This is a genomic window from Streptomyces sp. GC420, assembly GCF_009916105.1.
GTDB lineage: Bacteria > Actinomycetota > Actinomycetes > Streptomycetales > Streptomycetaceae > Streptomyces.
This window is the reverse complement of the sequence record NZ_JAAAXQ010000304.1, coordinates 1-10,441: the sequence shown is the minus strand read 5'-3', so window position 1 is coordinate 10,441 and position 10,441 is coordinate 1. Positions and strand designations below refer to the sequence as shown.

At 74.3% G+C, this 10,441-nt stretch carries 10 protein-coding genes; 5 read left to right on the top strand and 5 right to left on the bottom strand.

What is annotated here, in order from left to right; all coding sequences use genetic code 11:
- From GUY61_RS28700 to GUY61_RS28680, 5 genes are all read left to right on the top strand, one after another.
- Nucleotides 1-322 (top strand): hypothetical protein (locus GUY61_RS28700; protein WP_208106580.1); only part of this gene is annotated, 322 nt, incomplete at its 5' end.
- Nucleotides 323-792: 470 nt separating this feature from the next.
- Nucleotides 793-2,442, top strand: coding sequence for an MFS transporter (locus tag GUY61_RS28695; protein ID WP_166633170.1), 1,650 nt, complete (start codon nucleotides 793-795; stop codon nucleotides 2,440-2,442).
- 177 nt (nucleotides 2,443-2,619) lie between these two features.
- Nucleotides 2,620-3,201, top strand: coding sequence for a TetR/AcrR family transcriptional regulator (locus GUY61_RS28690; protein WP_166633169.1), 582 nt, complete (start codon nucleotides 2,620-2,622; stop codon nucleotides 3,199-3,201).
- 297 nt (nucleotides 3,202-3,498) lie between these two features.
- Nucleotides 3,499-3,978, top strand: a complete 480-nt coding sequence (locus tag GUY61_RS28685) for a DUF2231 domain-containing protein (protein ID WP_243766817.1) — start codon at nucleotides 3,499-3,501, stop codon at nucleotides 3,976-3,978.
- A gap of 177 nt (nucleotides 3,979-4,155) precedes the next feature.
- Nucleotides 4,156-5,799, top strand: a complete 1,644-nt coding sequence (locus tag GUY61_RS28680; protein ID WP_166633167.1) for an FAD-dependent monooxygenase — start codon at nucleotides 4,156-4,158, stop codon at nucleotides 5,797-5,799.
- A gap of 25 nt (nucleotides 5,800-5,824) precedes the next feature.
- On the opposite strand, the gene GUY61_RS28675 is transcribed toward GUY61_RS28680, so the two are convergent.
- The 5 genes from GUY61_RS28675 to GUY61_RS28655 form a co-directional block, all read right to left on the bottom strand.
- Nucleotides 5,825-6,073 carry a DUF397 domain-containing protein gene (locus GUY61_RS28675; RefSeq protein ID WP_166633166.1) on the bottom strand — a complete coding sequence of 83 codons (249 nt, stop codon included), beginning with the start codon at nucleotides 6,071-6,073 and terminating at the stop codon, nucleotides 5,825-5,827.
- Nucleotides 6,070-6,903, bottom strand: a complete 834-nt coding sequence (locus GUY61_RS28670) for a helix-turn-helix transcriptional regulator (RefSeq protein ID WP_166633165.1) — start codon at nucleotides 6,901-6,903, stop codon at nucleotides 6,070-6,072. The genes GUY61_RS28675 and GUY61_RS28670 overlap by 4 nt, the downstream gene beginning before the upstream one ends.
- 54 nt (nucleotides 6,904-6,957) lie before the next feature.
- Nucleotides 6,958-7,908 carry an NAD(P)-dependent oxidoreductase gene (locus GUY61_RS28665; protein WP_166633164.1) on the bottom strand — a complete coding sequence of 317 codons (951 nt, stop codon included), beginning with the start codon at nucleotides 7,906-7,908 and terminating at the stop codon, nucleotides 6,958-6,960.
- Nucleotides 7,905-9,650, bottom strand: a complete 1,746-nt coding sequence (locus tag GUY61_RS39325) for a hypothetical protein (RefSeq protein WP_208106579.1) — start codon at nucleotides 9,648-9,650, stop codon at nucleotides 7,905-7,907. Before GUY61_RS39325 ends, GUY61_RS28665 begins: the two co-directional genes overlap by 4 nt.
- Nucleotides 9,647-10,441: glycosyltransferase family 2 protein (locus GUY61_RS28655; protein WP_313896917.1), on the bottom strand; the 795-nt coding region annotated here is incomplete at its 5' end. The genes GUY61_RS28655 and GUY61_RS39325, both read right to left, overlap by 4 nt.

Below are 10,441 nucleotides of genomic sequence, written 5' to 3'. Positions count from 1 at the left end.
GGCCACGACGGACGGAGCGGGCGGCACGGGCGGGAGCCCCGCGAACGCCGGGTCGGCCTCGAAGGCACCGGAATTCGACGACTGCCAGGGCGGCGCCGGAGTGCACACCGTCAACTCGACCGGCGGTCAGGCATCCTTCTACTTCGGCGACAACGGGGTGTGCCTGGTCTCGGCGGTGCCCACCCGCGGCTTCACGGTCCGCACCTCCCAGACCCGGGCCACCGAACTGAGCGTGACCTTCTCCGGCGACCGCCACGAGTCGGTGATCACCGCGACGTCCGAGCCGCAGGCGAAGGCCTCGGTCCGCGAGACCAGTTGGTGATGCTTCTGTAGTGTTCGCGGTGTTCGCGGATTTCGCGGTGTTGATGAGCCAGCTTCGCCGGAACGGGCCGGCTCAGGCCTGCCCTCGCCGACCCGCGCTGTATGGGTTGCCGTGGGGCCGTCGTGGCGGCCCACGGGCGGCCCCGTACCCGCACCCCGCACAAGACGGCTCAGCCGGAACCGGCCCCGTACGGTCACCCCTGCAACCCGCCCCGCCGCGACGGCCCCACGGCAACCCGCCGCGCCGGGACCGCACCACCCCAGGTGGCACCCGGACCGGCGGCCGCCCGTGCGCGGCGGCGCGTCCCGCCGGGCAGGGATGTGCGGGCGTGCACCCTGTACCGGGAGGGAGACGGCGGTGGACGCCGACCCCGGAGGCGGCGCCGCCCCTGGGGAACGACCGGATGGCGGGACGGGACCGTGGAACGGCGGGGAAGAACGTGGCGGCTCGGCGGACCCGCCGGGAGAGGAGTGCCACCGGCCGCCAGGACGCTGTTCATCCTCCTGGCTGTCGAGAACCTCGCGACGAACTACACCTCGACCGCCATGAACGTGGCGCTGTCGGCGCTCGTCCGTGACCTGGACACCTCGCTGACCGGCGTACAGTCGGCGATCTCGCTGTACGCGCTGGTGATCGCCGCACTTCTTATCACCGGAAGCAAACTCGGTGCGCGCCACGGGCACCGGCGGATCTTCATCCTCGGCGGCGAGGTCTTCGTCCTGGGGGCACTGATCAGCACCCTCGGCCCGACCCTGCCGTTCATGCTGGTCGGCTGGTCCCTGCTCCAGGGGACCGGCGTGGCGCTGATGCTTCCGGCGACGGTCTCGATGCTCACCGCGGCATTCACCGGCGCCACCCGTACGAAGGTGCTGTCCACGCTGGGCATGATCGGAGGAGTCGGGGCGACGGCCGCTCCCGTCGTGGGCGGCCTGATCACAAACTACCTGAGCTGGCGCGTGTCCTTCCTCATGGAGGCCGTGATCACGCTGGCCGTGGTGCTGCTCATGCGGCGTACGGCCGAACCGGAGCGATCCCCGGCACGCACCCCCGTCCAGCCCTTCGACGTCCTGGGCGCGGTGCTGTCCGCCACCGGATTCGGGCTGCTCGTCGTGGCGACCCTGCTGGCCGGGCGGTACGGCATGCTCAGGGCCCGGCAGGACTTCGAGGTTTTCGGCCTCACGCTGCTCCGCCGCGGCCAGCTGTCACCGGCGATCCTGCTAGCGGGCATCGGGCTGGTGGTTCTGGCCGTGTTCGCGGTATGGGAGCGCCACCTCGTCAGGTGCGGCAGGGATCCGCTGGTGCGGATGTCGGTGCTGCGCAACCGCACGGTCCGGGTCGGGACCGAGACCCAGGTGATGCAGTTCCTGGTGCCGACCGGAGCTCTGTTCCTGGTACCGGTCTTCCTGCAGACGACCCTCGGGTTCGACGCGCTGCGGAGCGGAATCACGCTGTTCCCGGTGGCCCTGGGCCTGATGGTCGCGGCCTCGGCGGCGGCCCGGCTCGTCGGACGCGGGCGGATGACCCATCGCGGCGCCCAGATGGGGGCGTTCCTCTTCATGGCCGCCGGCTGCGTCGCGATCGCCCTCCTGTTCGATCCGGGTGAGCGGGAGGTGACGGCCATGGGCCTGGCGCTGGCGCCGGGTCTGCTCCTCATCGGGCTCGGCCGGGGCATGGCCACGACGGTGACCGACCTCATCCAGTCGGCGCCCCGGCCGGAGGAGGTCAGCGACGTGACGGGACTCTCCCGCACCGCCGGATACCTCGGAGGCTCCTTCGGAACCGCGCTCGCCGGTGCGTTCATGACCACGGCGCTGGTCCTCGCGTTCGAGGCCGGGGCGGACGAGAGCGCCGTCCTGTCCGCCGGTCAGAAGCAGCTCGTCACGCGGACCGTCGAGCATCAGGTCCAGATCACGGCGGTCACCGATGAGGCCGTCCGCGCGAAGCTGGCGTCGCGGGGCGTCACGGGCGCCGCGGCCGACGAACTCGTACGGATCAACGCCCGGGCCAGGGGGCAGGCCCTCACCGTGGCGGCCCTCGGCATGGCCGTGCTGGCCCTGGCCGGACTCCTGGTGGCACGACGGCTTCCCCGCGCCGGCACCCGCGGTCCGTCACCGGGCTGAGACTCCCCGGTCAGGACCGTGGCGCCGCTGATCGGCGGGAGCGGCGGGTACTGATCGCCGCGACGGGTCGGCGAAGGAGAGGAGCCGTTACGACGGAGGACGGCGGGCCGGAACCCTCGCCGTGCGGTTCGGCGCCGGGCTTTGCCTGCGGCCGATCACTGCTGCTAGGAAGGAGCCGTGCCGGCCACCGATACCCCAGGCGCGTCGCGGAGCGACGCCGAGCGCAACCGCAGGACCCTGCTGAACGCGGCAGCCGAGGCCCTGGCGCAGAACCCGGGCGCGTCGATGGCACAGGTGGCGGAGGCCGCCGGTCTCACCCGCGCCACCCTCTACAGGCACTTCAGCACCCGCCAGAAGCTCCTCGAGGCCATGCGCGCCGAGGCGCTCGAACGGGCGGCGGAGGCGATCTCCGGTGCGCGGCTCGCCGAGGGTGACGCCCTGGAGGCGCTGCGCCGGGCCGTCGACGCGCTGGCGCCCACCGGCGTGCGCTTCCGGGCGCTGCTGGCGGAGGGCGCCGATCAGGATCCCTCGTTCCTCGGCGAGCGCGCCGAGGTGTTCGCGCCTCTGGCGGAGGCGGTGAGGCGAGGTCAGGAGGCCGGCCGTATCCGGGCGGACGTCTCACCGGCATGGGTGGTGACAGCCATGGCCGCGCTCCTCGTTGCCGGCGTGCGGACCGCCCCGGCGACGGACTGCGACGGGCACTCGGTCGCCGACGTGGTCTTCGGCACGCTGACCCAGGGCGTGGTGGCGAAGGGCTGACGGCCGGATGGAGGCCGGTGCGCGGTGGCGCACGATCCGTCCGCCCGAACGTGGACAGTGGTGTCACGCTTCGTTACCGTGCCGTCGGTGTTGTCCGTTGCGGAAGTCGACCGTCCGTCACGACGGCCGGCTGTTGTCCCCGGCCCGGTTCTGTTCTGCCGCAGGGCGTGGTCGCTCCATCCGGTCATGGCCGCACGCTTCCGCACGCTTCCGCACGCTTCCGCACGCTCCCGCCCGGTGCATCCCGGCCGGGCGGGCGGGATGCACCCCCCACCTCACAAAGCCCTTGGAGTTCTTGTGTTCGATACCGTCTCAGGCCTTCCCGTCCATCCCCTCGTCGTCCATTTCACGGTGGTCGTCGGCCTCGGCGCCGCCCTGGCCGTCGCGGTCGCCGCGCTGTGGCCCCGGTTCCGGATGTGGGCGGGCCCGCTGCCTCTGGCGCTGAGCATCGCCACCCTGGTCCTCGTCCCCGTGTCCACCCAGTCCGGCGAGAAGCTCGAGGAGCGGGTCAAGGAGACGTCCCTCGTCGAGCGGCACGCCGAGATGGGCGAGGGCCTGCTGCCCTGGGTCGCCGCACTCGCGGTGGGGGCCGCCGTCCTCTACTGGATGCAGCGCCGTGCGGCCCGTGCGGGGGATGCCGCCGGGCGGCCCGCCTCCGCCCGGCCGCGGGCGGTGCTGGTGGTGGCGGTGCTCATCGCCCTGGTCGGCGCCGTCGGTACCGGGGTCCAGACCGTACGGATCGGCCACAGCGGAGCGGAAGCCGCCTGGAAGGCCTGATCGCGCGGATCGCGCACCGTCGGGCTACCCGTCGGCGTTTGACACCGCCGCGGGCCGCCCGGACGCAAAGTTGGACATGAGTGTCTCGGAAAAACTAGACATGGATGTCTCATTTCTTTAGGGTGAAGGCAGAGCCCGGATCGCTCCGGCCATCACCCCGACGAGGAGTTGAGTCCCATGTCCCTGCAACGGATCCCCGCGCCCCGCGGCCACGAGACGCCCGGCACCGCGCCGGTTCCGGCCGGGAGCGCGGGGCAGCCGGGCGACGTCGACGTCCTGATCGTGGGCGCCGGACCCACCGGTCTGACCGCCGCCGCCGAGGCCGCACGCCACGGCCTCACGGCGCGGATCATCGACGGCAAACCCGGCCGCTCCACCTTCTCCAAGGCCCTGGTCGCCCACGCCCGCACACTGGAGGTCTTCGAGACCATGGGCGTGGCCGACCGGGTCCTCGCCGAGGGCACCCGGTTCGCCGCACTCAACGTGAACACCCGGCACCGCCGCCCGGTCCGCATCGACCTGCTCGGCCTCCCATGGGGCGACACCGCCTACCCCTACTGGCTGTCGATCCCCCAGTACGCCACCGAGCACATCCTCGAATCACACCTGGCCGCGGCGGGAGGCCGGGTCGAGTGGGGCCTGTCGCTCGACGACCTCCAGGACGAGGGCGGTTCCGTCCTGGCCGCGCTGACCCGCACGGACGGGCGGCGCGAGAGCGTACGGGCACGGTGGGTGATCGGCTGCGACGGCGGCCGCAGCCGGGTCCGGGACGCGGCCGGGCTGCGCCTCGACCGCACGGACACCGGGGCGACCTTCGTCCTGGCGGACGTCCTGACCACCGCGGACCTCCCCGAGGACGAGGGGCACGTCTTCCTCGGTCCGCAGGGGCTGCTGCTGATCGTCCCGATGCCGGAACCGCGTCGCTGGCGCGTCATCGCGCACGTTCCGAAGGCCCGTGACGACGAACGCGTCACCGTGGACGCGTCCTTCCTCGACCAGTTGATCCGAGAGCGCTCCGGGGTCGAGTTCGGAAGCCACGACGTGACCTGGGAATCGCAGTTCGCGCTGAGCCACGGCCTCGCGGACCACTACCGCCGCGGACGCGTCTTCCTCGCCGGAGACGCCGCGCACATCCACAGCCCGGTCGGGGGCCAGGGCCTCAACACGGGCGTGCAGGACGCCCACAACCTGATGTGGAAGCTCGCCGCCGCCCGGCACGCCGACCCGCACCGGGCCGAGGCGCTGCTCGACAGCTACGAGGCCGAACGGCGGCCGGTGGCACGGGCGATGGTACGCGGCACCGCCCGCGCGACCAGCGCCCTCACCACCCGTACGGGCATGACGCGAGCCCTCTTCGGCACCGTCGCGCCCACGCTCCTCGGCCGCCGCCCCGTGCAGGCCAGGCTCGGACGCGGCGTCGGCATGCTCGACATCGCCTACCGGGACGGCTCGTCGGCGGAACATGCGCGTGACGCGCTCTTCGCGCCCGGCCGCCGGATGCCCAACCCTCCGCTGCGCGGCGGCGAACGGCTGCACCAGCGGCTGGACCCCCTCCGCCACACCTGGGTCGTCCGGGGACTGCCCGCCGAGGCGTGGCCGGGCGCCTGGCACCCCGGGTGGGCGGGCTTCCCGGTCGTGTTCCTGTCCGAGGAGGAGTGGGCTGAGCTGCCCGGAGCGCAGACGGCGCCGCCCGTGGTGCTGGTACGCCCCGACCGCTACACGGCGGGCGCGGGCCGCACCCCGGAGGACGTGCTGTCCGCGGCGGCACCGCTGCTGCTCCTGGACGCGATACCGCCGCAGGCCGGCCCCGTGGCGGGGTGACTGGCCACGGGTGGTGCGGCCGTGGTCAGGCCGTCCGGGCCGCGTACGGGAGGAAGCCGGCCCAGGCGGCGGGGGAGAGATCGAGCTGCGGGCCCTGCCGGTCCTTGGAGTCCCGGACGTGGACGGCGGCGGGGCAGGCGGCGACCTCGACGCAGTCGTCGCCGTCGCCGCTGCTGTGGCTCGACTTGTGCCAGGAGAGGGCGACTTCGACGCAGTCGCCGCTGCCGCTGCTGCTGTAGCTGCTCTTGAACCAGGCCAATTCCGGGGTGCTCATAGGGCTCCTCGCATCCGCTGCAGCAGGCTCACTGAGTCATCGAGAGTGAGAGCTTGTGAGCGCATCCTGGCATACCGCATCTGTAGCGTGCTGATCACTTTGGAGTCGGAGATGAACAGACCGCTCTCCGGAGCCTCGTTGTACGCGAACCAGCGGTTCTCCTCGGTCTCCAGTAACTGCATGGGTCCGTGGAGCCCCGCGTGGCTCTCCCGCACGAGCGGCATCACCTGGATCTCGACGTTCCGCTGCCCGGCGATCTCCAGTACGTGGTCGAGGAGTTCGCGGGTGACCCCCGGCCCGCCCGTACCGCGCAGGAACAGGTGCTCCTCCAGGATGAAGCCGTACGCCGTGTTCGGTCGTTCCCTGAGCAGCCGCTGCCGTTCCGCGCGCGCCTCCCACTGGGCCTCGATCTGCTGGTCGACCAGCGGCGGGAGCTGATGCGTGAACAGCGTCCGCGCGTAGGCCTCCGTCTGCAACAGGCCGGGGACGAGGCGGCATTCGTACGTGTAGAGCGTGATCGCCTCCGCCTCCAGCTGCGCCCACTGCCGGAACCAGCTCGCCAGCCCCGGCTCCCGCGAGATGTGCCGGGCCGCGCCCCGCAGGGCGCCGAAGGCGTCGAGCACCTCCTCCGCCCGTTCCACGAAGTCCCGGGTCGGGAAGCGTCTGCCCTGTTCGATGGAGGCGACCGTCCCCGGCGCGTACTGCACCAGCGGGGCCAACTCCTCCTGCGTGAGGCCCGCCCGTTTGCGGAACGCCTTCAGGACCTCCCCGAACGCCTTGAGACTGTCGGAGGACTTCGGTTCGCCACCGCCGTTGTTCGTGCCCGTCATTTCCGCCGCCCCTTTCGCGCACCCGTGCTGTCGAACGCGGCGGGGGCGCCGGGGTCACGGGCGGCGGCTCGTACGCGGGCCCGGCGTACGGGTGGAGACCTCGGCGAGGTAGTCGTCCAGGGTCCGGCGCGGGGACCAGCCGAGGGTCGTCGCGCGGGTGGTGTCCAGGACCACGGTGCGGGCGAGCTGGTCGACGGCGTAGCGGCTGAGGGCAGGTTCGGCGCCGGTGAGGGAGGCCAGCGACTCGGCGGCGCGGGCGGCGGCGCGGGCGAGCGGGACGGGGAGGTGGCGGACGCGGGCCCGGATGCCGTGGGCGGCCAGGACACGGCGCACGGCGGCGTCGCGGTCGTAAGGGACGGCGTCCGCGATGTTGTACGCGCCCGGCGGCCAGCCGGCCGCCGCGAGGCACGCGTCGGCCAGGTTCTCCACCGCCGTGAGGCTGAGCCGTACGTCGGGCCCCGGCAGCAGCAGCGTGCCCGCGCGGACCCGGGAGGCGAGGCGGGGCAGGAGCTGGGTGTCCCCGGGGCCGTAGACCGCGCGGGGGCGCAGGACGACCGCCCCCGCCGAGAGCGCGAGGTCCTCGCCCGCCGCCTTCGTGCGGCCGTACGCGTTCAGGTGGCCGCCGCGCGGGTGGTCCTCGGTGACCAGGCGCCGGTCGCGGCGCGGGTCGTAGACGCTGGCGCTGCTCACCCACACGACGGGCCTGCCGCGGGCTGCGTCGAGGAGGCGGGAGGTGCCGTCGACGTTCACCGCGCGCATGTCCGCCTCGGCCGGTGATCCCGGCGCCGGGTCGCCGACGGCCGCCGCGCAGTGCACGACCAGGTCGGTGCCGGACAGGTCGGGGCGTTCGCGGGCGGCGTCCCAGAAGCGGTGCTCCCCGAGCGGGCCCGGCCTGCGGCCCAGGCAGACGACGTGCGCCCCGGCGGCGGCAGCGGCCCGGGCGACATGCCCGCCGCAGAATCCGCTCGCGCCGGTGACGGCGATACGCGGGCGGCGCGGCGTCATGAGCCCGCCTCCCGGTCGTGGTCCCGGTCGTGGGCGTGGTTCCGGTCGCGGTCGTGGTCGTCGTCTCGGCGCGCGGGCGCGGACAGGGGGCACCGGCCGGAACGGGAACTCTCGCCGGTGGCGGGCGCGGGCGAGTGGGCGAGGGTGCGCCCGGAAGGGACCTCCCCGCCCCGGAGTGCGCCGCCCTCGGCTGCCCCGCCCGGGGCGGCGGTGCCTGGGAGTGCGCGACCCGGCGTGGTTTCGTGCGGGAGCGCTCCGTGGGGGACCTCGTCGGCCGCGGCTCCGTCGCTGGAGAGCGCGGCGTCGGCGGGTGCCTTGCCCGGCTCATCGCCCGCGAGCGCTCCGCCCTGGGTGGCGATGCCTGGGAGTGCCCCGCTCGGGGCGGCGATGCAGGGAGGTGTTTCGCTCGGGGCGGCGTCGTCCGGCAGTGCCCCGCCCGAGGCGGCGTTGTCCGCGAGTCCATTGCCCGGGACCGTGTCACCCGTGGTCTCCCCGCCCCGTGCGGGGTCGTGCGGCGGTAGTCCCGGGCCGGGCAGCCCGGTCGGTGAGCCGTACGCGACCGCCAGGCACTGTCCGTCCCGTACGGCCGGAGCCGTGGCCGCCCGTACGGCCGGTGCCGCGGTGGCCCGGACGGTCAGCGACCGCCACCCCGGCAGCGCCGCCCGCCGGTCCGCGCGGGCACGGACGACCACCGGGCGGTACGGGGCCAGGCAGGCCAGCACGTCCGCGAGCTGGACACGGGCCAGTCGGGCGCCCGGGCAGGTGTGCGGACCGGCGCCGAAGACCAGGTGGGCCAGGTCGGGGGCCGGCCGGCGCAGGTGGGCGCCCGCCGCGTGGCGGGCGATCAGCAGGAGTCGGTCACCGGTGCGGACCGGGCGTCCGCCGACCGTGCCGTCCGCCGCCGCGACGCGCGGGAGCAGCGGCGAAGGGGCCGTGAGCCGGAGCAGTTCGTCGGCCAGCGGCCGGACGGCCGCCCCGGCCGCCGCCTGCTCCCACAGGCCCGCGTCCGCGCACCACGCCACCGCTCTCGGTACGGCGGCCACCGTCGTGTTGACGGCCGCCACCGCCGTCATCGCCGCCAGCGGGTCGTCCCGTGCGCCGAGCAGCCGCAGCAGCCGGGCGGTGGCGAGCGCCGTGGCCCTCCCTGCGCGGCGCGGGCCCGGCAGGTGGTCCCGTACCGAGGCGGCCGCGGTCTCGGCCGCCGCGTCTGCGACGGCGACGGGGTCGGCGGCCGAACCCACCAGCGCGCAGACCACCGAACCGGACAACTCCCTTGCCAGCGAGACGAGATCCACCTCCTCGCCGCGGCCGAGCGAGGCCGAGGCCCGGTCGAGGAGCGGCCGCCACACGGCCCGCAGCCGCTCCACACCGGCCGCGCCCAGGTCCGCGGCGAGGTCTCGGCGGCCGGCCCGGTGGGCGCCGCCGTCCTGGTCGAACAGGACCCCGCCGTCGCCGCCCGTGGACGACGAGGACAGTGCCTCGCGCGCGGCGCCGCCCGTCGTGCCCGCAGCCGTGCGGTCAAGCGGCAGCCGGGTCAGCGCCTCCCGGTAGGCGGCGGCCTCGTGGACCAGCACGGTGTTGCCGATACGGCGCACCGCCCGGCCGCGGGTGGCGGCGAGCAGCGCGAACAGCAGCGGGTGGCCGCGCAGGTAGACCCGGCGGTCGCGCCGTCTCGCCCCGGCCGAGGAGTGGGCGGCCCAGGTGTGGGCGGCCCAGGAGTGGCCGGTGTTCTTCGGGCTCACCGGACGTGCACCTCCGTGAGGTCGGCGGGCGTGTAGCGGCGGTCCCAGTACCAGAGCAGGGTCCGGCGGGCGCCCCACGCGCGCAGCCGCCGCAGGCTGTTGAACACCACGAGCCGTTCGGCGCGCACGATCCGGTCGCTGTGCTCCCTTGCCCGGTTGAGGAGTTCGACGTCCTCGGAGGGGCCGTGCAGCGGTACGCGAGGGGTGCCGCCGCAGCGCAGGTAGAGGTCGGCGGTGATGGCGAGGTTGTGGCCGTGGCACAGCACGTACGGTGTGCGGTAGCGCGGATGGCGGTGATCGCGGCGGTAGCGGCCGTACAGCGCCGTCAGCCGGGTCACCGCGGGCAGGACGTGCGCCTCGGCGAACGTCGGGTGCTCGTCGCGGCGCGGGACGCTGCGGCCGCAGGCCATCTCGGTGCCGCGCCGGAACTCGTCCTTGGCCACGGCCGTCCAGTCGGGGGCGGGCACGCAGTCCGCGTCGGTGCGCAGCAGGTGCCGGGCGCCCTGCGCGACGGCGTACCGGAAACCGGTGTCGGCGGCGGCCCCCGCGCCCGGCTCGGGTTCGGTGACGAGTTCGGTGCGGAAGGGCGCGCTGCGGGCGAAGTCCCTGACGAGGGACGCCGTTTCGTCGGTCGAGGCGTTGTCGACGACCACCAGCGAGAACGTCGTGTCCCGCTGGGCCGCGAGCGCGGCCAGGGTGGTGCCGATCGACGCCGCCTCGTTGTACGCCGGAATGACGACCCACAGTGTCAACTCGTGCTCCTGGGTGGTGCGGTGGAGGTGGTGCGGTGG

What these genes read in the sequence shown, in the direction of transcription:
- GUY61_RS28675 (WP_166633166.1), bottom strand. Translation starts at nt 6,073, where the DNA reads ATGAGCACCCCGGAATTGGCCTGGTTCAAGAGCAGCTACAGCAGCAGC.
- GUY61_RS28665 (WP_166633164.1), bottom strand. Translation starts at nt 7,908, where the DNA reads ATGACGCCGCGCCGCCCGCGTATCGCCGTCACCGGCGCGAGCGGATTC.
- GUY61_RS28670 (WP_166633165.1), bottom strand. Translation starts at nt 6,903, where the DNA reads ATGACGGGCACGAACAACGGCGGTGGCGAACCGAAGTCCTCCGACAGT.
- GUY61_RS28680 (WP_166633167.1), top strand. Translation starts at nt 4,156, where the DNA reads ATGTCCCTGCAACGGATCCCCGCGCCCCGCGGCCACGAGACGCCCGGC.